At 70.7% G+C, this 21740-nt stretch carries 23 protein-coding genes; 8 read left to right on the forward strand and 15 right to left on the reverse strand.

All coding sequences use genetic code 11. From position 1 onward, the window contains the following. The 4 genes from VN520_RS18080 to VN520_RS18095 form a co-directional block, all read right to left on the reverse strand. Nucleotides 1-730, reverse strand: a 730-nt coding sequence (locus tag VN520_RS18080) for an NAD(P)H-hydrate epimerase (RefSeq protein ID WP_325747962.1), incomplete at its 3' end; no start/stop codon positions are given. Nucleotides 731-734: 4 nt separating this feature from the next. Then, a complete protein-coding gene (locus VN520_RS18085) occupies nucleotides 735-1103 on the reverse strand; it encodes a holo-ACP synthase (RefSeq protein ID WP_325747963.1) in 369 nt (122 codons plus the stop codon). A gap of 12 nt (nucleotides 1104-1115) precedes the next feature. Continuing rightward, on the reverse strand, nucleotides 1116-2963 hold the full coding sequence (glmS, locus tag VN520_RS18090; RefSeq protein WP_325747964.1) for a glutamine--fructose-6-phosphate transaminase (isomerizing): 1848 nt from the start codon (nucleotides 2961-2963) through the stop codon (nucleotides 1116-1118). A 387-nt stretch (nucleotides 2964-3350) separates the two neighbouring features. Next, a complete protein-coding gene (locus VN520_RS18095; protein WP_325747965.1) occupies nucleotides 3351-3830 on the reverse strand; it encodes an ATP-binding protein in 480 nt (159 codons plus the stop codon). 209 nt (nucleotides 3831-4039) lie between these two features. On the opposite strand from VN520_RS18095, the gene VN520_RS18100 reads away from it, so the two are divergent. The 6 genes from VN520_RS18100 (at nucleotide 4040) to VN520_RS18125 (ending at nucleotide 10247) form a co-directional block, all read left to right on the forward strand. After that, a complete protein-coding gene (locus tag VN520_RS18100; protein WP_325747978.1) occupies nucleotides 4040-4891 on the forward strand; it encodes a helix-turn-helix transcriptional regulator in 852 nt (283 codons plus the stop codon). Between the two features lie 14 nt (nucleotides 4892-4905). Then, entirely contained in the window at nucleotides 4906-5097 is a 192-nt protein-coding gene (locus tag VN520_RS18105; protein WP_325747966.1) for a DUF397 domain-containing protein, read from the forward strand. A 291-nt stretch (nucleotides 5098-5388) separates the two neighbouring features. After that, nucleotides 5389-6336 (forward strand): hypothetical protein, encoded by a 948-nt coding sequence (locus VN520_RS18110; protein WP_325747967.1) that lies wholly within the window; start codon nucleotides 5389-5391, stop codon nucleotides 6334-6336. Nucleotides 6337-6340: 4 nt separating this feature from the next. After that, the gene (locus VN520_RS18115; protein ID WP_325747968.1) at nucleotides 6341-7903 is read left to right on the forward strand and encodes an insulinase family protein; all 1563 of its coding nucleotides are present in this window, start codon (nucleotides 6341-6343) and stop codon (nucleotides 7901-7903) included. Nucleotides 7904-8276: 373 nt separating this feature from the next. Further along, a complete protein-coding gene (coaA, locus tag VN520_RS18120) occupies nucleotides 8277-9269 on the forward strand; it encodes a type I pantothenate kinase (RefSeq protein WP_325747969.1) in 993 nt (330 codons plus the stop codon). Nucleotides 9270-9287: 18 nt separating this feature from the next. Continuing rightward, nucleotides 9288-10247, forward strand: a complete 960-nt coding sequence (locus tag VN520_RS18125; RefSeq protein ID WP_325747970.1) for a DUF389 domain-containing protein — start codon at nucleotides 9288-9290, stop codon at nucleotides 10245-10247. 7 nt (nucleotides 10248-10254) lie between these two features. Here the strand turns inward: VN520_RS18125 and glmM are convergent, their stop codons facing one another. The 4 genes from glmM to VN520_RS18145 all read right to left on the reverse strand — a co-directional run bounded on the left by glmM (nucleotide 10255) and on the right by VN520_RS18145 (nucleotide 14729). Beyond that, entirely contained in the window at nucleotides 10255-11613 is a 1359-nt protein-coding gene (gene glmM, locus VN520_RS18130) for a phosphoglucosamine mutase (protein ID WP_325747971.1), read from the reverse strand. A 234-nt stretch (nucleotides 11614-11847) separates the two neighbouring features. Then, nucleotides 11848-12384, reverse strand: coding sequence for a 30S ribosomal protein S9 (gene rpsI / locus VN520_RS18135; RefSeq protein WP_033297615.1), 537 nt, complete (start codon nucleotides 12382-12384; stop codon nucleotides 11848-11850). A 45-nt stretch (nucleotides 12385-12429) separates the two neighbouring features. Further along, nucleotides 12430-12873 (reverse strand): 50S ribosomal protein L13, encoded by a 444-nt coding sequence (gene rplM, locus VN520_RS18140; RefSeq protein ID WP_030914195.1) that lies wholly within the window; start codon nucleotides 12871-12873, stop codon nucleotides 12430-12432. A 227-nt stretch (nucleotides 12874-13100) separates the two neighbouring features. Beyond that, nucleotides 13101-14729, reverse strand: coding sequence for an ABC-F family ATP-binding cassette domain-containing protein (locus tag VN520_RS18145; RefSeq protein WP_325747979.1), 1629 nt, complete (start codon nucleotides 14727-14729; stop codon nucleotides 13101-13103). Between the two features lie 58 nt (nucleotides 14730-14787). Here VN520_RS18145 and VN520_RS18150 point away from each other — a divergent pair, with 58 nt between their 5' ends. Continuing rightward, nucleotides 14788-15636 (forward strand): hypothetical protein, encoded by an 849-nt coding sequence (locus VN520_RS18150; RefSeq protein ID WP_325747972.1) that lies wholly within the window; start codon nucleotides 14788-14790, stop codon nucleotides 15634-15636. Nucleotides 15637-15725: 89 nt separating this feature from the next. Continuing rightward, nucleotides 15726-17615 (forward strand): hypothetical protein, encoded by a 1890-nt coding sequence (locus VN520_RS18155; RefSeq protein ID WP_325747973.1) that lies wholly within the window; start codon nucleotides 15726-15728, stop codon nucleotides 17613-17615. Here the strand turns inward: VN520_RS18155 and truA are convergent. From truA to infA, 7 genes are all read right to left on the reverse strand, one after another. Then, nucleotides 17584-18438, reverse strand: a complete 855-nt coding sequence (gene truA, locus VN520_RS18160; protein WP_325747974.1) for a tRNA pseudouridine(38-40) synthase TruA — start codon at nucleotides 18436-18438, stop codon at nucleotides 17584-17586. The genes VN520_RS18155 and truA overlap by 32 nt on opposite strands. Nucleotides 18439-18516: 78 nt before the next feature. Further along, on the reverse strand, nucleotides 18517-19023 hold the full coding sequence (gene rplQ, locus VN520_RS18165) for a 50S ribosomal protein L17 (RefSeq protein WP_325747975.1): 507 nt from the start codon (nucleotides 19021-19023) through the stop codon (nucleotides 18517-18519). Between the two features lie 134 nt (nucleotides 19024-19157). Then, the gene (locus VN520_RS18170; protein ID WP_003966937.1) at nucleotides 19158-20180 is read right to left on the reverse strand and encodes a DNA-directed RNA polymerase subunit alpha; all 1023 of its coding nucleotides are present in this window, start codon (nucleotides 20178-20180) and stop codon (nucleotides 19158-19160) included. A 136-nt stretch (nucleotides 20181-20316) separates the two neighbouring features. Further along, nucleotides 20317-20721, reverse strand: a complete 405-nt coding sequence (rpsK, locus tag VN520_RS18175) for a 30S ribosomal protein S11 (protein ID WP_003956432.1) — start codon at nucleotides 20719-20721, stop codon at nucleotides 20317-20319. A gap of 105 nt (nucleotides 20722-20826) precedes the next feature. Continuing rightward, complete coding sequence (rpsM, locus tag VN520_RS18180; protein WP_325747976.1) at nucleotides 20827-21207, reverse strand: 30S ribosomal protein S13; 381 nt, start codon at nucleotides 21205-21207, stop codon at nucleotides 20827-20829. Nucleotides 21208-21404: 197 nt separating this feature from the next. Further along, entirely contained in the window at nucleotides 21405-21518 is a 114-nt protein-coding gene (rpmJ, locus tag VN520_RS18185; protein ID WP_022925314.1) for a 50S ribosomal protein L36, read from the reverse strand. Between the two features lie 24 nt (nucleotides 21519-21542). Further along, a partial coding sequence (infA, locus tag VN520_RS18190) for a translation initiation factor IF-1 (protein ID WP_325747977.1) occupies nucleotides 21543-21740 on the reverse strand: 198 nt, incomplete at its 5' end.

Below are 21740 nucleotides of genomic sequence, written 5' to 3' on the forward strand. Positions count from 1 at the left end.
CCACCCCGACGACCCCGCGCCGGTACTTGTCGCTCCCGGCGCCGGGGACGGGCAGCAGGGCGGCCACGTCGGCGTACTGGAGGGCCTCCAGGTCCGGCCGTGCGGGCAGTTCCGCCGCCAGACCGATGTCGACGAGCCGGAGCGCGCCCGCGTGCCCGGCGGCCGGGTCGATGAGCAGCCCCGGCTTGTAGGCACCGAAGGTGACCGTCGCGTCCGCCCGCACGGCCGGGCCGAGCACCTGGCCGGTGTCCGCCTCGACCCCGCTCGGCAGGTCCACCGCGAGCACGGGCGCGCGGCCTGCGGTGACCGTGCGGACCAGCTCGGCGGCTTCGGGGCGCAGACCGCCGCGTCCGCCGATCCCGGTGATCCCGTCGACGACGAGGTCGACGGGGGGCAGCCCTTCGGGGCTGTCCAGGACCTGCCCGCCCGCCGCCAGCAGGGCGGCGAGTGCGGCCCGGTGGACCTTGTCGGGCGAGGTCAGCAGGGCCCGTACGCCGGCTCCGCGCCGGGCCAGCCGGGCCCCCGCGTACAGCGTGTCGCCGCCGTTGTCACCGCTGCCGACGAGGAGGAGCACCCGGGACCCGTACACCCGCCCGTTGCGCCGGAGCAGGTCACCGCAGGCCACCGCGAGGCCGGCGGCCGCCCGCTGCATCAGCGCCCCTTCCGGCAGCCGTGCCATGAGTGCCTTCTCGGCGGTCCGTACGGTTTCGGCGCTGTAGGCATGTCGCATACCGTCAACCCTCCGCGATCACCACGGCGGACGCCACCCCCGCGTCGTGGCTGAGCGAGACGTGCCAGGTACGGACGCCGAGTTCGGCCGCCTTCGCAGCGACGGTCCCGCGGACCTCCAGGCGTGGCCGCCCGCTGTCCTCGACGCACACCTCGGCATCGGTCCAGAGCAGCCCGCCCGGCGCGCCGAGCGCCTTGGCCAGGGCCTCCTTCGCGGCGAATCTGGCCGCCAGCGAGGCGATCCCCCGCCGCTCCCCGCCGGGCAGCAGCAACTCCCTCTCCAGGAACAGCCGTTCGGCCAGCTGGGGGGTACGCCCCAGCGCGGCGCCGAAGCGCTCGATCTCCGCCACATCGATCCCGACCCCAATGATCACGCGCTCACTCACTCATTCGACTGTCACGGACTTCGCCAGATTGCGCGGCTGGTCCACCTCGTTGCCCCGGGCGGTCGCCAGCTCGCAGGCGAAGACCTGCAACGGCACCGTGGCGACCAGCGGCTGAAGCAGCGTAGGCGTAACCGGGATCCTGATGAGGTGATCGGCGTACGGTACGACCTCGTCGTCGCCCTCCTCGGCGATGACGACGGTACGGGCGCCCCGGGCCCTGATCTCCTGGATGTTCGACACGATCTTGTCGTGCAGCACCGAACGGCCGCGTGGGGACGGCACGATCACGACGACCGGCAGGCCCTCGTCGATCAGCGCGATCGGCCCGTGCTTGAGCTCCCCGGCGGCGAAGCCCTCGGCATGCATGTACGCGAGCTCCTTGAGTTTCAACGCGCCTTCCAGCGCCACCGGGTAGCCGACGTGCCGGCCCACGAAGAGCACGGTGCCGTGGGCGGACAGGGAGCGGGCCAGTTCGCGGACCGGCTCCATGGTCGCCAGCACGCGCCCGACCGCGCCGGACATCTCGGAGAGCTGGCGCACGACGGTGCGGATCTCGTCGCCCCACGTGGTGCCGCGCACCTGGCCGAGGTACAGCGCGACGAGGTAGCAGGCGACGAGCTGCGTCAGGAACGCCTTGGTGGAGGCGACGGCGACCTCCGGTCCGGCGTGCGTGTAGAGGACGGCGTCCGACTCCCTCGGGATGGTCGACCCGTTGGTGTTGCAGACGGCGAGGACCTTCGCGCCCTGCTCACGGGCGTGCCGGACCGCCATCAGCGTGTCCATCGTCTCGCCCGACTGCGAGATGGCGACGACGAGGGTGCGCCGGTCCAGGATCGGATCGCGGTAGCGGAACTCGCTGGCGAGTTCCGTCTCGCAGGGCAGCCGGGTCCAGTGCTCGATGGCGTACTTGGCGATCATCCCGGCGTGGAAGGCGGTCCCGCAGGCGACGACGACGACCTTGTCGACCTCGCGGAGCACACCCTGCGGGATGCGCACCTCGTCGAGGTGGAGCGCGCCCGAACCGTCGACCCGGCCGAGCAGCGTGTCGGCGACGGCCTTGGGCTGGTCGGCGATCTCCTTGAGCATGAAGGAGGCGTAACCGCCCTTCTCCGCGGCCGACGCGTCCCAGTCCACGTGGTACTCGCGCACCTCGGCGGGCCGGCCGTCGAAGCCGGTGACCACCGCCCCGTCCCGGCGCAGCTCGACCACCTGGTCCTGGCCCAGCTCGATCGCGTCCCGCGTGTGCGCGATGAAGGCGGCCACATCGGAGGCCAGGAACATCTCTCCCTCGCCGGCCCCCACGACGAGCGGTGAGTTCCGGCGCGCCCCGACCACCGTGCCGGGCTCGTCCGCGTGCACGGCGACCAGGGTGAACGCACCCTCCAGCCGCCGGCACACCTGCCGCATGGCCTCCGCCAGGTCACCGCCCGAGGAGTACGCCTCGGCGAGCAGATGGGCCACCACCTCGGTGTCGGTCTCGGAGGTCAGGTCGTGGCCCCGCCCGGCCAGCTCCTCGCGCAGGACGGCGAAGTTCTCGATGATCCCGTTGTGCACGACGGCGACCCGGCCGGCGTTGTCGAGGTGCGGGTGGGCGTTGGCGTCGGTGGGCCCGCCGTGCGTGGCCCAACGGGTGTGCCCGATCCCGGTGTTCCCGGCCGGCAGCGGCCGGTCCTTGAGGTCCTTCTCCAGATTGAGGAGCTTCCCGGCCTTCCTGGCGGCAGCCAGCCCGCCGTCCGCGAGGACGGCGACCCCCGCGGAGTCGTACCCCCGGTACTCCAGCCGCTTCAGCCCCGCGACGACGACATCCTGCGCCGACTGCGCCCCGACATAACCCACGATTCCACACATATCGGCACCCTAAGGCCCGCACCACCCCTCTGCCCGGCTTCCGACATGCCCGAGCGGCCCGGCTGCGGGGGCACGTCCGTCGGCCTCACCGGACGGCGACTACTGCCGGGAGAGGCCGGCCGGATCGGCCGCCGGGGGCTGGGGGACATCACGAGGGACTCCCCCAGCAGCTCGTAGCGGGTGGTGCGGTCTTCGGGCAGAGCCAGGACGTCGGCGACGGTCCAAGGCCCGGCGTGGCCGGCGGCAACGCCCATTCCCCTCACCTCCTCGTCCGACCGGCAGTCGCGATGTGACCGCGTCAGCCGGTGCACGGCCGGCATACGGGCGCCCCCTCCTGCCGGCACCGGACAATCACTGCCACGGCCGAGACCTCGGCCAGGCGTACGTTCAGGCCGCAAGGACCGGCTCCGGGCGGGGAGCGAGCTCGAACCACAGCAGCTTGCCGCTCCGGCCGAAGAGGTCGTCGCCGAGCGGATAGCCGCCCCAGCTGTCGGCGCAGCTCTGCACGAGGAGGAGCCCCCGCCCGCCGTCAGCGGTGCAGGCATCCGGGGCGGGGGCGCGCAGCGGTGCGAGGGCGCCCGGGGGCCTGCCGAAGGGTGCGGGGATCACAGGATTGGTGTCCCACACGCTGACCCGGAGTCTGCCCCCTTCCATGTGGCGCAGCCGCAGGGTCGCGTGCCCGTCCGAGTACCGGTAGGCGTTGGTGACCAGCTCGCACGCCAGCAGCTCGGCGGTGTCGACCAGTTCCTCCAGCCCATGACCGAGCAACACGGCTCGCAGCGTCATGCGCGCCACCCTCGGAGCCCGCCGGTCGTGCGGGAGTTGAAGGACGTACGACCAGGGGGCCTGCGGCGATACGGTGTCCACGGAAGTCTCCTGCGGGGAGGTGAAGTTGATTCACTCGGCGGTGGAACCGTGCGGTGGCAGTGTCGCGGGGTGCGGTGCGCTTCCGGCTTACGGGCCCGTCCGGTCGAGTGGCTTGGGTCACACCGTAGCGTCAGAATTGTAAGCTCTTACAAAAATGACCGGAAGCTATTACAACTCCACTCGTGCGAGTGACCCTTGGAGCAGGTTCGATGCAGGCCCGTACCACCCTGACCGTGCGCCAGCAGCGCCTGGGTTCCGAATTGCGCAAGCTCCGCGAGCGGGCAGGACTCACTTCCACCGAGGCGGCCTCGCTACTGGGCGGACCTCAGTCACGCATCAGCAACATCGAGGCCGGCCGGTACGCGGTCAGCGCCGACCGGGTGCGCACGATGACGCGTAACTACGCGTGCACGGATGACGCCTACGCCGAGGCGCTCGCCTCGATGACCGGTACCCGCCCACGCGGGTGGTGGGACGAGTACCAAGAGCTGCTGCCTCCCGCGATGGTCGATATCGCGGAGCTCGAGAGCCAGGCGGTCTCCCTGCGGGTAGCCGTGGTCATCCATATGCCCGGCCTCCTCCAGACCACTGCTCATGCTCGCGCTGTCATGGCCGAGAGCGTTCCGCCCATGCGCCAGCACGAGGTCGAACACCGGGTCTCCTACCGCATCAAACGCCAAGCAGTCCTGTACGAGGACACGCCCACGCCTTACACGGCCGTCGTGCACGAGGCGGCTCTTCGCATGGGAATCGGCGGGCCCGAGGTGGCGCGGGACCAGCTCGCACACCTGCTGGAGGTCAGCGAGCGGGACAACATCACCCTCCTCGTGGTCCCGTTCGGGGAGGCGTCCTTTCCGGCGTCCGGCCAGCCGATCAGCTACGCCTCGGGCTTGGTGCCCCAACTCGACACCGTCGTGCTCGACTCCGACCACGCCTGCGTGTTTCTCGATGCCGAGGCGCAGCTGGCGCGCTACCGAGCCGTACTGGACCGCATGGAGGCCCGCGCGCTTTCACCCAGTCGGTCCCGGGATCTCATCCGACGCGTTTCTCGGAACAACTGAGAGAGGAACCCCCTGTGCAGGCATTGAGCTGGCGAACGTCCTCCTACAGCGCCGAGGGCGCAAACTGCGTCAACCTCGCCATCGCCCCCGACGGCACCGTCCGACTCCGCGACAGCAAGGCCCCCCGTACCGTCGTCGCCACGAGCGCCGACGCCCTGCGGCACTTCATAGGCGCCGTGCAGGCCGGGACCTTGGAACGCCGCTGAGGCGCGGTCCTGCGCTTCATCGTCACGCAGGACCGCACCGCCGCAGCCGTCGTGGACGCCAAGGGAGCCAAGCCCTGAGGCACGCGGCCCCGCTCCTCCCGGGCGGGGCGCACCAGCACGTACGCAGCGCCTCGGAAGCCCACGCAGAATTCGCTGTGTCCCTGTCAGCGGAGGCTGCTAACCTGCGGCTTCCCCCCTCACTGCTGCTGCCCGCCACTCGTCTGCGTGCCCACATCCCTCGATTTCGTTCGAGCCCGTGCGGCAACGGCCGTGTCCGCTCCGAGGATGGTCATGTCCCGCACCGCTCCCCCGATACGCGCGGAATTCGATCCGTGCGTCACGATCCCCTCCCTGGCCGACCTGCGGGGCGCCCTGCGCGACGACGACTGGGGGACGGTGGAGGCGTACTTCGAGTTCATCGGCCATGAGGACGACCGCGCGGTCGCCGCCGGGGTCGTCGACCGCCTGAGCACCTCCCAGCGGTTCCTGGAACGGGCGGTGGCCACGCAGCCTCGCTCCGCGCTCGCCCGCACCCTGCTCGCCAGGCGTTACATCGTCATCGGCTGGGACATCCGCAGTGCGTACACCGCCGAACACGTCTCGCGTGAGCAGTTCCAGCAGTTCCATGGGTGGCTGCGGCGCGCGGAGCAACTGCTCATCGACGTGTGCGCCGAGCACCCCGCGTACGCGATGGCATGGGCGGCCCGGCTGACCACCGCGCGGGGGCTCCAACTCGGGCTGAGCGAGGTACGGCGGCGTTACGAGCGGCTGGCCGAGCACCACCCGCACCACATCTCCGCACAGTCCTCCCTGCTCCAGCGGCTGTGCCCCAAGTGGGGCGGAAGCTGGGAGGAGGCCCACGCGTTCGTCCGCACCTGCCTGGAGTCGGCGCCTCCCGGCAGCCACGCGGGCCGGCTCGTCGCCGAAGTGCACCTGGAGCGCTGGCTGGACGACTCCGACATCAACCCCAGCGACTACTTGCGCTCGGCGGAGGTCCGGGACGAGATCCTGGCCGCCGCCGCCCGGTCCGTACAACACCCCGATTACCGGCCCGGCTTCGACTGGATCGGCGACCACAACACGTTCGCGGGGGCACTCTGCCTGGGCGGCCACCACCGTGAGGCCGCGCCGTTCTTCCGCACCCTCGGCAACAAGGCCACCGAGTCGCCCTGGCACCACGTCGGCGACAAAGAGGTCCAGTTCCTCAAGCACCGCAGAACCGCGCTGGCGAAGGGCTGAAGCGATGTCTCGGACGACCCAGGGGCTCGGCCCGACCACGCCCCCCATCCGCCGGACGGAGGTCGACGGCATCCGCACCGTGCTCACCGCCGCCTCCGGGCCGGTGACGGCAGGACTCCTCTTCCGGGTCGGCGTGGCCGACGAGACGCTCGCCACCACGGGCATCACCCATCTCGTCGAACACCTCGCCCTGCACCGCCACGGCCTGTCCGACCTGCACTACAACGGCGCCACCGGCGTCACGTACACCCTCTTCCACGCCACCGGCACGCCCGAGGAGGTCGTCACCTACCTCAACGGTGTCTGCGCGGCCCTGCGTGACCTGCCGCTGGAGCGGCTGGAGACCGAGCGCGAGATCCTGCGCACCGAGGCGGCGGGCCGCAGCCGCCGCCCCGGCCACCAGCTCCCCCTGTGGCGTTACGGCGCCCAGGGCTACGGGCTCAGCAGCTACGGCGAACACGGCACCTGGCATCTGACGGCCGACGCGGTACGCGACTGGGCGTACACCCGGTTCACCCGTGACAACGCGGTCCTGTGGATCACGACCGACACCGTGCCCCAGGGCCTGGACCTCACCCTTCCGGCGGGTGTCCCGCGCCCGCTGCCCGCCCCGACCTCGGCCCTGCCCGTCACCCCGGCGTACATCACCGGCGGCGGCGGTGGTGTGGTCATGGACGGCATCGTCCGGCGCTCGACGGCGGCCTCCCTCTTCGCGGAGGTGCTCAGGCGTGCGCTCTTCACGGACCTGCGGCAGAAGGGCGGCTACTCCTACACGGCGGACGCCGACTACAGCCCGCGAGACAACGAATTCGCGACGGTCACCGCGTTCGCCGACGCCCTTCCGAGTAAGCAGGACGCGGTGGTCGGCGGCTTCGTCGACGTCCTGGCCCGGCTGCGGGCCGGCTCCATCGGGCAGGCGGAACTCGAATCCGCCCGGGCGAAGGTCCTCAAGCAGTACGACACCCCGGATGTCACGGCCGCCCAGCTGCCGTCGCACGCGCTGAACCTGTTGACCGGCCACAGCAACCTCACCGAGCACGAGCACCGGGCCGAACTCGCCGGCGTCACTCCCGACGACCTGCGGGAGGTCGCCCGCGAGCTGCACTCCACGGCTCTGCTCCAGGTCCCCGGCCGGGGCGCGGACTGGGCGGGGTTCACAGCGGCGCCGCAGTGGTCGACCGACACCCCGACGGCCCCGGGCACCCGGCACCCCTCCCTGGAGGACGGCTCCACCCTCCTGACCGTGGCCCCCGACGCGGTGTCCCTGACCACGCCCGCCGGTCAGGTCGTCATCCGCTACGACGCCTGTGCCGCCCTCCTCGTCCACCCCGACGGCGGTCGGCACCTCACCGGCCTGGACGGCTTCCTGATCCGCGTGGAGCCCACCCTCTACAAGGGCCTCACCCCGGACCGCACGGCCGTCATCGACGCCGCTGTACCGGCGGCGGCGGTCGTCCGCATGCCGCCCCGCGACCCGGACGGCATCCCCCGGCCGGAGCGACGCAGCAGGGTACGACGCACGGCCGCCAGCCGGCTGGGCGCGCTCTTCGGGCGGCGGAGAGGTTGACGGAAGACCGGTGCACCACGTCCGACGAAGGCCGTCACGAACTGCTTGAGGCGGATCCGTGGAAAGTTTGCCGCACTCCTACTTCACGGCGATCCGGAGAACCGCGGTCCGGGCGCTGAACAAGGACTCGGCGTCACTGAGCAACCGGACAAGCCCGGACGTGTCGAGCAGGTGGATCACCGATCGTTCTTCTCCGCGCGGTGGCGGCGCTCGGCATCCTCCACAGGCTCCCAGCAGGTGCACGCGGGCCATGTGGGTCATGTACAAAAAAATCGTAGGCGACCCACAAGGCCGGCTCCGCCGCTGCGGAACCACTTCCCCACGTGACCGACCCCACCCCCCGCTCCGCCGGAACTCCCGGGACAATGAACACGTGATCACTTCGCCCGCACGGAGCCCCCGCCGCGCCGAGCACGCGCCGACGCCCTACGTCGACCTGACCCGGGCCGAGTGGAGCGCCCTGCGTGACAAGACGCCTCTGCCCCTGACCGCGGAGGAGGTCGAGAAGCTGAGAGGGCTCGGTGACGTCATCGACCTCGACGAGGTCCGGGACGTCTATCTGCCGCTCTCCCGGCTGCTCAACCTCTACGTCCAGGCCACCTCCGGCCTGCGCGGCGCCCTGAACACCTTCCTGGGCGACGCGGGCAACGGGCACGGCGAGCAGCGCGGCACCCCGTTCGTCATAGGGGTCGCCGGCAGTGTCGCCGTCGGCAAGTCCACCACCGCCCGCATCCTGCAGGCGCTGCTGGCACGCTGGCCGGAGCACCCCCGGGTGGAGCTGGTGACGACCGACGGGTTCCTGCTGCCGATGGAGGAGCTCCGCAGGCGTGGCCTGATGTCGCGCAAGGGGTTCCCCGAGTCGTACGACCGGCGGGCGCTGACCCGGTTCGTCGCCGACATCAAGGCCGGCAAGGACGAGGTGACGGCCCCCGTCTACTCCCACCTGATCTACGACATCGTGCCGGGCGAGCGGCTCACCGTGCGCCGCCCCGACATCCTGATCGTCGAGGGGCTGAACGTGCTGCAGCCCGCGCTGCCCGGCAAGGACGGCCGGACCAGGGTCGGGCTCGCGGACTACTTCGACTTCAGCGTGTACGTCGACGCGCGCGCCGAGGACATCGAGAGCTGGTACCTCCACCGCTTCCGCAGGCTGCGCGAGACCGCGTTCCAGGACCCGTCCTCGTACTTCCGCACGTACACGCAGGTCTCCGAGGCGGAGGCGCTGGACTACGCGCGCACCATGTGGCGGACCATCAACAGGCCCAACCTGCTGGAGAACGTGGCGCCGACACGCGGCCGTGCCACCCTGGTGCTGCGCAAGGGGCCGGACCACAAGGTCCAGCGCCTGTCACTGCGCAAGCTCTGACCCCGGAAAGGGTGCACCGTGCTGCATCTGCGCCTCATCGTGCCCGCCGACCGCACCGACGAGGTGGTCGCGCTGCTCGAACGGACCGTGGGCACCGCCCATCTCGCGGTGCTCACGGGTGCTGCCCGGAGTCCGGCGGGCGATGTGGTCCTGTGCGACGTGGCCCGTGAGGCGGGCGACGAACTGATCGGTGCGCTGCGGGAGATGGGCGTCGACAACTCCGGGTCGATCACTGCGGAGAACATGGACCTCACCCTCTCCAGACACGCCGACGAGGCCGAACGGGCGGCGCCGGGCGAGGGCGCCGACGCGGTGCTCTGGGAAGAGCTGAGCGAGGTGACCCACGAGGAGTCGACCTTCAGCATCACCTATGTGTCCTTCCTCGCCCTCGCGACGATGCTCGCCGCGTGCGGTGTGATGCTGGACAACGCCGTCCTGATCGTGGGCGCGATGGCGGTGGGCCCGGAGTTCGGCCCGCTGGCCGGGATCTCGACGGCCCTGGTGCAGCGTGCGCCGCGGCTGGTGGCGCGGTCCCTGTGGGCGCTGATCGGCGGCTTCGCCGTGGCCATGGTGCTGACGGCCGGTTTCGCCTGGCTGCTGGACGCCCTCGGGCTCTTCACCGAGGACATGGTCAAGGCGGAGCGGCCCAACACCGGTTTCATCTGGCACCCGGACTGGATGTCGTTCGTGGTGGCGGTCCTGGCGGGCATCGCGGGGACGCTGTCGCTGACCTCGGCGAAGTCGGGCGCGCTGATCGGCGTGGCGATCTCGGTGACCACGGTGCCCGCCGCCGCCAACGCCGCGGTCGCCTTCAGCTATCAGGACCTCCAGCAGACCTGGGGGTCCTCGGCGCAGCTGCTGGCCAACCTGGCCGGCATCGTCCTGGCCGGCACCTGCACGCTGCTGGTCCAGAAGGCGCTGTGGGCGGTGCAACGCCGGAAGGGCCCGGCCGTGAAGCCGGGCCCTTCGGGGCGTTGAGGAGCCGTCAGCCGAGCGCGGACTTGACCACGTCGGCCAGCTGACCGGCCACGGCGCGCGCCTGCTCGATGTCGGCCGCCTCGACCATGACCCGTACGAGCGGCTCGGTGCCGGACTTGCGCAGGAGTACGCGCCCGGTGTCACCGAGTTCGCGCTCGGCCTGGGACACCGCGGCGGCCACCTCCGCCGAGGTGTCCACGCGGGACTTGTCGACGTCCGGCACGTTGATGAGGACCTGCGGGAGGCGCTGCATCACCCCCGCCAGGTCGGCGAGCGTACGTCCGGTGGCGGCGACCCGGGCCGCGAGCATCAGTCCGGTCAGCGTACCGTCGCCCGTCGTGGCGTGGTCCAGGACGATGACGTGACCGGACTGCTCGCCGCCCAGCGCGAAGCCCTCGGCCTTCATCGACTCCAGCACGTAACGGTCGCCGACGGCGGTCTGGACGAGCTGGATGCCCTCGCGCTCCATCGCCATCTTGAAGCCGAGGTTCGACATGACCGTACCGACGACGGTGTCCTTGCGCAGGTGGCCGGCCTCGCGCATGGCGAGGGCGAGCACGGCCAGGATCTGGTCGCCGTCGACCTCCTCGCCGGTCGCGTCCACGGCCAGGCAGCGGTCCGCGTCGCCGTCGTGCGCGATGCCGAGGTCGGCACCGTGCTCGACGACGGCGGCCCGCAGCAGCTCCAGGTGGGTGGAGCCGCAGCCGTCGTTGATGTTGAGGCCGTCCGGTGCGGCGCCGATGGTGACGACCTCGGCCCCGGCCCGGGCGAACGCCTCGGGCGAGACGCGGGCGGCGGCGCCGTGTGCCTCGTCGAGGACGACCTTCAGCCCGTCGAGCCGGTTGGGGAGGACGGCGATGAGGTGGGCGACGTAACGGTCGAAGCCCTCCGCGTAGTCGGTGACCCGGCCCACACCGGCGCCGGTCGGGCGGGACCAGGGCTCACCTGTGCGGTGCTGCTCGTAGACCGTCTCGATGCGGTCCTCCAGCTCGTCGGCGAGCTTGTGGCCACCGCGGGCGAAGAATTTGATGCCGTTGTCGGGCATGGCGTTGTGGCTGGCCGAGAGCATGACACCGATGTCCGCGCCGAGCGCACCGGTGAGGTAGGCCACGGCGGGGGTGGGCAGCACACCGACGCGCAGCACGTCCACACCGGCGCTGGCCAGGCCCGCCACGACGGCCGCCTCCAGGAACTCTCCGGACGCGCGGGGGTCGCGGCCCACCACTGCGGTCGGCCGATGCCCCTCGAAGGTGCCTGCCTCGGCCAGAACGTGCGCCGCCGCGACCGAGAGGCCGAGCGCGAGCTCGGCTGTCAGGTCCGCGTTGGCGACGCCGCGCACGCCGTCCGTGCCGAAGAGTCGTCCCACTGGTGTCCTCCGAAGATGCTCCGAAACCGCAAACCAACGTACTGAAAAAAGGGCAAGGCGAGGCAAGGCGCAGCAAAGAAGGGCGCCTGGAACCACCAGCCCTCGAACCACCGGCCCTATAAACGTGCAAACGTCTTAAGCCGTTATACGCCCGCGTGGGCTGATAAACGAACGCCCCAGCAGCACGGTGTGTGCCGCCGGGGCGAACGTGTGAAGCGGACGAGCAGGCGATATTTAGCGCTTGCTGTACTGCGGGGCCTTACGGGCCTTCTTGAGACCGGCCTTCTTGCGCTCGACCGCACGGTCGTCGCGGGAGAGGAAGCCGGCCTTCTTCAGCGTGGCGCGGTTGTTGTCCACGTCCGCCTCGTTCAGCGCGCGGGCCACACCGAGGCGCAGGGCACCGGCCTGGCCGGAGACGCCGCCACCCGAGATGCGGGCGATGACGTCGTAGCGGCCGTCGAGCTCGAGCACCTTGAAGGGCTCGTTGACTTCCTGCTGGTGCACCTTGTTGGGGAAGTAGTCCTCAAGGGTGCGACCGTTGATCTTCCACTTGCCGGTGCCCGGAACGATCCGGACGCGGGCGATGGCGTTCTTGCGACGGCCGAGGCCGGCCGCGGGCTGCGGGTCGCCGAAGCGGCCCGCGAGCGACTCGGAGGTGTACTCACCCTCGACGGGGACCTCCGACTCGAAGGTGGTCACCTCGGCGAAGGTCTCTTCACCCTCGGTGCCCGCCGCGTCGTCAGCGGTTGTCTCAACAGTGGTCTCGGCCACGATTCTCCTCAGATCTTTCTTTACGTCTTAGGGGGGAGGCCGGAACTACTGCGCGACCTGGGTGATCTCGAACGGGACCGGCTGCTGCGCAGCGTGCGGGTGCTGGTCGCCCGCGTAGACCTTGAGCTTCGAGAGCATCTGACGACCCAGGGTGTTCTTGGGGATCATGCCCTTGATGGCCTTCTCGACGGCCTTCTCGGGGTTCTTCGAGAGCAGCTCGTCGTACCGCACGGAACGGAGACCGCCCGGGAAGCCCGAGTGGCGGTACGCCATCTTCTGGGTCTTCTTGTTACCGGAGAGGTGAACCTTCTCGGCGTTGATGATGATGACGAAGTCGCCCATGTCCATGTGGGGGGCGTAGATCGCCTTGTGCTTGCCTCGGAGGAGGTTCGCAGCCGTGGTGGCCAGACGGCCCAGGACGATGTCCTCGGCGTCGATGATGTGCCACTGGCGAGTGACATCGCCGGGCTTGGGGCTGTACGTACGCACTTCGTAGCCTTCGCTTCTTCAGTGGATGAGGTCCAGACACATGGCACCCCTGAAGCGATCATGCAGCTGGGGCCCACAATGCCGGGGACACTGCCCGTATGCGAGCCACTGGTAACTGCTCCAGAGAACCTACGTAAGGGCTGTTCGCGTGAGAACGACGGAGCCGATACGTATAACAACCACCGACAGTACCCGCCCCGCCCGGGACGGGTCAAAACGCCCCGGCCCTACCGCTCCCGCCGGACCCTGCGCTCGTCCCAGACCGGCTCCGTGGACTCCCGCACCACCCCGTCCGAGCCGAAGACCAGATAACGGTCGAAGGACTTCGCGAACCAGCGGTCGTGGGTGACCGCCATGACCGTCCCGTCGTACGCCTCCAGCCCGTCCTGCAGGGCCTCGGCCGACTCCAGGTCCAGGTTGTCCGTCGGCTCGTCCAGCAGGAGCGCGGTCGTGCCGGCCAGCTCCAGGAGGAGGATCTGGAACCGCGCCTGCTGCCCGCCGGACAGCCGCTCGAAGGCCTGGTCGCCCTGGCGCTCCAGCTCGTAGCGCCGCAGCACCGACATCGCGGCACCCCGGTCCCTGGCGTGCTCCGTCCACAGGATCTCGACGAGGGTCTTGCCCAGCAGCTCCGGGTGGGCGTGCGTCTGCGCGAAGTGGCCGGGCACGACCCGCGCACCGAGCCTCCACTCACCGGTGTGCGCGACGGGCTCCCCCGCGAGCAGCCGCAGGAAGTGCGACTTGCCCGACCCGTTGGAGCCGAGCACGGCGACCCGCTCCCCGTAGTAGATCTCCAGGTCGAACGGCTTCATCAGACCGGTCAGCTCCAGGCGGGTGCACGTCACCGCCCGCACTCCGGTACGCCCGCCGCGCAGCCGCATCCTGATGTCCTGCTCACGGGGCGGCTCCGGCGGCGGTCCCGCCTCCTCGAACTTCTTGAAGCGGGTCTGCATCGCGTGGTAGCGGTTCGCCATGTCGGGGCTGTTCGCCGCCTGCTGCCGCATCCGCAGGACCAGCGCCTTGAGCCGCTTGTGCTCCTCCTCCCAGCGCCGCAGGAGCTCCTCGAAGCGCGCGAACCGCTCCTTGCGGGCCTGGTGGTACGTACCGAATCCGCCGCCGTGCACCCAGACGTCCGAACCGGCCGGGCCCGGCTCCACGCTCACGATCTTCTCGGCGGCCCGCGAGAGCAGCTCCCGGTCGTGGGAGACGAAGAGCACCGTCTTACGGGTCTCCTTGAGCTTCTCCTCCAGCCACCGCTTGCCGGGGACGTCCAGGTAGTTGTCCGGCTCGTCCAGGAGCAGCACCTCGTCCGGGCCCCTGAACAGCGCCTCCAGGACCAGCCGCTTCTGCTCGCCCCCGCTGAGCGTGCGCACCTCGCGCCACTGCGCCTTCTCGTACGGGACGCCGAGCGCGGCCGTCGTGCACACGTCCCACAGCGTCTCGGCCTCGTAGCCCCGGACCTCCGCCCAGTCGCTCAGCGCCTGCGCGTACGCCATCTGCGCGGCCTCGTCGTCAACCGTGAGAATACGTTCCTCCGCCGCGTCGACGGCCTGTGCCGCTTCCCTGATGCGGGGCTGCGCCACGGACACCAGCAGGTCACGGACGGTGCGCTCGTCCCGCACCGAACCGACGAACTGGGCCATCACGCCGAGCCCTCCGCTCACCGAGACCGAACCGCCGTGCGGCTGGAGCTCTCCGGCGAGCAGCTTCAGGAGTGTCGTCTTGCCCGCGCCGTTCGCACCGACGAGGGCGACGACGGCGCCGTCGGCCACCCGGAACGAAGCGTCGCCGAGCAGCACCCGCCCGTCCGGTAGGTAGTACTCCAGATGACCCGCTTCAAGATGTCCCATGCACAGCATTGTCACGGCCCGCCGACCCCTGGCCCAACCGGTTTCTCCAGGCTCTAGGATTCGCCGCATGAGCTTTGGGCAAGGGGGGCCCTCCTGGGGGCCGGGAGAGAGCCGGACTCCGGACTGGGCGGCACTGGCGGAGGCTTCCGCCGCACGCGGCAGGCGCAGGAAGTGGCTGATGTTCGGCGGCGGTGCGCTGGCCACCGCCGTGGTCGCCGCGATCGTGGCCACGGCCGTCATCACGACCGGCGGCGGCACCTCCGGGTCGGGCAAGAACGCGAGCGAGCTGCCGGCCCCCGCCGACCTGCCCTCGGAGACCTCCGCGCCGCAGCCCTCCTTCTCCTCGGTCGCACCGCCGCCCCCGCCCGACCCGAAGGACTACATAGCCGACGAGAAGAAGGACAAGGCCCCGGTCACCGTGGACTCCTTCTTCCCGGGCAGGAAGCTGACCATGGGCGACCGCCTCTACGCCAAGGGCGCCACCGCCCGCACGGCGAGCTGCGCCACGACGACCCAGGGCGCCCTCGGCTCGATCCTCGCGGACAACGGCTGCGACCAGGTCATCCGCGCGACGTACAGCAAGGACGGCATCGCGGTCACCGTCGGGCTCGCCGTCTTCGGCACCGAGGCGGAGGCCAGGAAGGCGGCCGAACAGGCCTCCGGCGGCATCGCCTCCCTGAGCGGTTCGGGAGTCCCCACCTTCTGCCGGGGCGGTTCCGTCTGCCGGCGCACCGCCAACTCCTACGGCCGCTACGCCTACTTCACGGTCGGCGGCTACACCAGTGGGAAGAACGTCACCAGGGGGGCCGAGGACGTGTACAAGGTCGGCGACGACCTGACCGACTTCACCTTCCGCCAGATCCGTCACCGCGGCGAGGTCCAGGCCTCGGCGGCCGCGGGCCTCCCCGTCACCTGACCGCCTGCGTACCCCGCTGCCCCGCCCCGCGCACCAGCTGTCCCCCACGCACCAGTCCCGTCCCTGCCCTCGACCGAGGACCCGCCGCCGTGCGTCTGACCACTCTCCTCACCCTCCCGCGCGTACTGCGCCACAGTGACGCGACCGGCGCCGGGCTGCCCCCGGACGAGGCCGTGGTCCTCGACGCCCCGGACCCCTCGCTGCGGGTGGCCCTCGCCGCCGCGGCGGCGGGCGACCACGCCCCGGCCGCCGGACTGCTCGCCGCCACCCGCGAGCACGCCCAGTGGGAGCGCAGGGATGCCTGCGTCTCCCGCCTCGCGCGGGCCTCGCTGCATCACCCGGGCTGGCTGGACAGCTGGCTGGAGGAGTCCCCGGAGGACCCCGACGCCGTACTGGTCAAGGCCGACCAGTACCTCTGCCAGGCCTGGCAGATACGGACCGGCGCCCGGGCCGAGGACATCGAGGCCGGCCAGTTCCGGGCGTTCCACGCGGTCCTGCGGGACGCGGTGCCGGTGATCTCCGCCGCCGCCGGACTCAACCCCGGCGACCCGGTCCCGTGGCGGATCGCACTGACGCAGGCCCGGGGCATCCAGGCCCCGCGCGAGGTCTTCGACACCTGTCTGGCCGAGGCGAACGCACGCGACCCGCACCACGAGGGCTGTCACGCCCAGGCGCTCCAGTACCTCTGCGCCAAGTGGTACGGCTCGCACGAGGAGATGTTCGCCTTCGCCGAACGTGCGGCGGACCAGGCACCCCCCGGCTCCCGGCTCCACGCACTGCCGCTCCAGGCCGTCGTGGAGTACCTGATATCCGACGAGGAGACGCCCGGCCCCGGCCCGTACACCGCCCGCGCCGAGGCGGCGGTGGCCCGCGCGCAGGCCCTGTCGGACAGCTACGCCCCGGGCGACCGGGAGGCCGCCGGCTTCCGTAACCACCTGGCCCTGGTCCTGTGGTCGATGCGCCGCCACGAGGAGGCACTCGCCGCCTTCCGGAGCATCGGGGTGCACGCCACCACCTTCCCCTGGGCCTACTTCGGCGAGGCCCGTGCCGAATTCCTGGAGGCCCGCGCCGGCACCCGCGTCGAGCTGGCGACGAGGACCCCCTTCTTCCGCCCCTCCCCCGGCCCCCCGGCCACCGGCGCACCCGACTGGGAACGCGAACTGGCACCCCGCTCGGTCGCCATCGCCTCCACCGGACCCGCCGAGGTGGCCCAGGCCGCTCTGGTCTGCGGACACAGTCTGCGGACGGCCCCGGCCGGCAGCCACCACACGTACGTCGAGACCGTCCCGGACCCGGTGCGCGGCAGGCGCGCCCTCCTGCTCCCCACGGATCCGCTCACCTCGGCGGCCGGCAACTTCACCACGGCCGAGGACTGGCCCGCCCTGGTGCTGCACCGCACCCCGGAACGCAGCGCCTTCACCCTTGTGCACCGGGGCAGGAAGGTGACGGACCACACCTGGGAGATCGCTGCCCCCGCCACCGGCCACGCCGAGGCGACCGCCACGGCCACCGCCCTCGCCCGCTTCTACGGGCTGAGCGACCCGCGCCCCCTGACCCACGTCCTGCGGGCCGCCGGCGACCCCGCCCGCCACCAGGACGAGCTCGTCGCCGCCCTGGGCCTCCCGCCGCCGCCCCCGGGCTACGGCGGCGAGCAGGAGGTCCTCGCGGGGCTGCCGGGAGCACGGGTACTGGCCCGGCGGGGGTTCCTCGCCGGAATGCGGGCCACCATGACCACGAAGGACGGCGTCCACCCCAAGGCCCCGGCCCCGGACGGACCGCACCCGGCGCGCTGGTGGGTACTGCGCACGGCGGCGCTGCTCCTCTTCACCGCGGCGGCGGCCTACGCCTGGTGGACACCCGGCATCGGCTGGTTCCGCTCCACCGTCCCCAGCGCCGTCGCCCTCTACTACGCGGCCGGGCTGCTCCGCGCCCTGCGCCGCAGACCGGTCAGCAGCAGCCCGCCCCCGGCAGCGTCCTGACGTTCCGGGCCTCCTGGGCCCTGGCCGCCAGCAGCGCGTCCGCCGGATAGGCCACTTCCTCCAGCGTCAGCCCGTGCGGCCGCACCACGTGGACCCCGGGATCCCGCACCTTCGCCGCCAGCACCTGGGCCGGCCACCCGGCCGGCCGGCGCCCGTCCCCGACGAACAGCGCCGCACCGATCAGCGCCCGCACCATGTTGTGGCAGAACGCGTCCGCCTGCACGGTCGCCGTCAGCACACCCGACTCCGCGTCGCGCACCCAGTGCAGCTTCTGCAGCGTACGGATGGTCGTGGCACCCTCACGCTTCTTGCAGTACGCGGCGAAGTCGTGCTCCCCCACCATCAGGGCGGCCGCCTCGTTCATCGCGTCCAGGTCCAGCGGCCGGTCGTGCCACAGCACATGGCCCCGGAGCAGCGGATCCACGCCCCCGGGCCGGTCCCCCACCCGGTACGCGTACCGCCGCCACAGCGCGGAGAAACGCGCGTTGAACCCGGCGGGGGCCTTCGCCGCCCGCCAGATCCGCACGTCCAGCGGCAGTCGCCCCGCCATCCGCCGCAGCAGTTTCCCCTCGTGCTCGGCCCACACCTCGCCCGGCAGGTCGACGTGCGCCACCTGCCCGCGGGCGTGCACGCCCGCGTCGGTGCGCCCGGCGACCGTCAGGTCGTACGTCACCGGCGACCGTGTCACGGTGCGCAGCGCGTCCTCGATCTCGCCCTGCACGGTGCGCCTGCTGGTCTGCTTCGCCCAGCCGGAGAAGTCCTTGCCGTCGTAGGAAAGGTCCAGCCGTACCCGTACGAAACCGGGCTCTGCCTCGTCACTCACCCGCAGATCCTCTCAGAACCGAACGGGCCCGCACCGCCCCGAAGGGTGGTGCGGGCCCGTACCCGGGTCTCAGGACGCTCAGGCGTCCTTGGACTCCTCAGCAGCGGCGTCGGCCGGCTTGGCGTCCTCGGTGGTCTCGGCCGGAGCCTCGTCCTTCTTGAGGGCGTCTTCCTTGACGGCGCGCTTCGTCGCGGCCTCGGCCTCACCGGTGGCCTCCTGGGCCACGGTCAGCGCCTCGACCAGCTCGATGACGGCCATCGGGGCGTTGTCGCCACGACGGTTGCCGATCTTGGTGATGCGGGTGTAACCACCGGGGCGGTTCTCGTACCGCGGGGCGATCTCGGTGAAGAGCGTGTGCACGATGCTCTTGTCCGTGATCGACTGCAGCACCAGGCGACGGTTGTGGATGTCGCCCTTCTTCGCCTTGGTGATGAAACGCTCGGCGACCGGACGCAGGCGGCGGGCCTTGGCCTCGGTCGTGGTGATGCGGCCGTGCTCGAACAGCGACTTCGCGAGGTTGATGAGAAGAAGCTTCTCGTGCGCAGCGCTGCCGCCCAGACGGGCACCCTTGGCGGGCTGAGGCATGGTGTTTCTCCTTGTGTGCTGCACCGGCCGTATCAGGTACCGGTGTCAGTTCCCGCGAGGCGGCCGCCCCGCGGAAGTCCTGCGGCCGGACCCGGCGCGGGGGCACCCGTGGGCGCCCCCGGCCGGGAGACGGCTCAGTACTGCTCGGTCTCCACGAAACCGGCGTCCGCGTCGTCGTCCGCGCCGAAGGCGTCGGCGGCGGCGGTCGGGTCGAATCCGGGCGGGCTGTCCTTGAGCGCCAGGCCCATGCCGGCCAGCTTCGCCTTGACCTCGTCGATCGACTTCGCACCGAAGTTGCGGATGTCGAGCAGGTCCGCCTCGGAACGGGCCACGAGCTCACCCACGGAGTGGATGCCCTCGCGCTTGAGGCAGTTGTACGAACGGACCGTGAGCTCGAGCTCCTCGATCGGCAGCGCCAGATCGGCGGCGAGCGCGGCGTCCGTCGGGGACGGGCCCATGTCGATGCCCTCGGCGTCGATGTTGAGTTCGCGCGCCAGACCGAACAGCTCGACCAGGGTCTTGCCGGCCGACGCCATGGCGTCACGGGGACGCATGGCCTGCTTGGTCTCGACGTCGACGATCAGCTTGTCGAAGTCGGTGCGCTGCTCGACACGGGTCGCCTCGACCTTGTACGTGACCTTGAGCACCGGCGAGTAGATGGAGTCGACCGGGATACGGCCGATCTCCTGGCCCACCTGCTTGTTCTGGACGGCGGAGACGTAACCGCGACCACGCTCGACGGTCAGCTCCATCTCCAGCTTGCCCTTGCCGTTCAGCGTGGCCAGGACCAGGTCCGGGTTGTGGACCTCGACACCGGCCGGCGGGGCGATGTCAGCAGCGGTGACCAGGCCGGGACCCTGCTTGCGCAGGTACATCACGACCGGCTCGTCGTGCTCCGAGGAGACGACCAGCTGCTTGATGTTGAGGATGAGGTCGGTCACGTCCTCCTTGACGCCCGGCACGGTGGTGAACTCGTGCAGGACACCGTCGATCCGGATGCTGGTGACAGCGGCACCGGGGATCGAGGAGAGGAGGGTACGGCGCAGGGAGTTGCCGAGGGTGTAACCGAAGCCGGGCTCCAGCGGCTCGATCACGAACCGCGAGCGGAATTCGTCGACGACCTCTTCGGTCAGCGACGGACGCTGAGCGATAAGCATGGTGTGGTCCTTCAGTCGTGGGCACCCACTATTTGATGCCCGACAGATGAAACAAGGGTACGGGCGGCACGCCCCCGAAGGGACATACCGCCCGGACCCACGCTACTGACGCACGGCCGTCACCGGCCGTGTCGGATCAGACGCGGCGACGCTTCGGCGGACGGCAGCCGTTGTGCGGCGTCGGGGTGACGTCCTGGATCGAACCGACCTCGAGGCCCGTGGCCTGGAGGGAGCGGATCGCGGTCTCACGGCCGGAGCCGGGACCCTTGACGAAGACGTCGACCTTGCGCATGCCGTGCTCCTGCGCGCGGCGGGCGGCCGACTCGGCGGCCATCTGCGCGGCGAAGGGGGTGGACTTGCGCGAGCCCTTGAAGCCGACGTGGCCGGCGGAGGCCCAGGAGATCACGTTGCCCGAGGGGTCCGTGATCGAGACGATGGTGTTGTTGAACGTGCTCTTGATGTGCGCGTGGCCGTGAGCGACGTTCTTCTTTTCCTTGCGACGCACCTTCTTGGCTGCGCCCTGACGACCCTTGGGGGGCATGTCTTGACTCCAGATGGAGAGGGGAGGTGATCGGTCCTACAGCGAAGACCGCTGGTTTCCGCGGACGCCCGGTGACCCGGATGCCCGCAGTACGTCCGCTGAGGACTACTTCTTGCCCGGCTTCTTCTTACCGGCGATGGCGCGACGCGGGCCCTTGCGGGTACGCGCGTTCGTGCTGGTGCGCTGACCGTGGACCGGCAGACCGCGACGGTGCCGGATGCCCTGGTACGAACCGATCTCGATCTTGCGGCGGATGTCGCCCTGGATCTCGCGGCGAAGGTCACCCTCGGTGCGGAGGTTGGCGTCCACGTACTCGCGGATCTTGACCAGGTCCTCTTCGGCCAGGTCACGAACGCGGGTGTTCGGGTTCACGCCGGTGGTGGCGAGGATCTCCTTGGACCGGGTGCGCCCGATACCGAAGACGTAGGTGAGGGCAACCTCCACGCGCTTTTCGCGCGGGATGTCAACACCTGAAACGCGTGCCATTCAATGGCTCCAGTTGTTAAGTCGGGGGTCTTCCACAGCACCACTCCCGAACGCCGACCCGGCCCGTGGAGGGAGGGGTGGTACGCCCGGGTCCCCGGCCCCCGCCGGAGGTGTCGTCAGCCGAAGCCTGGACGGGCACCGCGTATGTACGTTTACGTGCGTCGCGCGAAGAGCTGCGAGATGCAGGTGGTCGTGCGTCAGCCCTGGCGCTGCTTGTGGCGCAGGTTGTCGCAGATGACCATGACCCGGCCGTGACGGCGGATCACCTTGCACTTGTCGCAGATCTTCTTGACGCTCGGCTGGACCTTCACGTCCCTGTCTCTCTACTGGTGGCTCTACTTGTAGCGGTAGACGATTCGGCCGCGGGACAGGTCGTAGGGCGAGAGCTCCACGACCACTCGGTCCTCCGGCAGGATGCGGATGTAGTGCTGCCGCATCTTGCCGCTGATGTGTGCAAGGACCTTGTGTCCGTTCTCCAACTCGACACGGAACATCGCGTTGGGGAGCGGCTCCACCACACGGCCTTCGACCTC

The sequence above is a fragment of the Streptomyces sp. genome (assembly GCF_035563135.1).
Classification (GTDB): domain Bacteria; phylum Actinomycetota; class Actinomycetes; order Streptomycetales; family Streptomycetaceae; genus Streptomyces.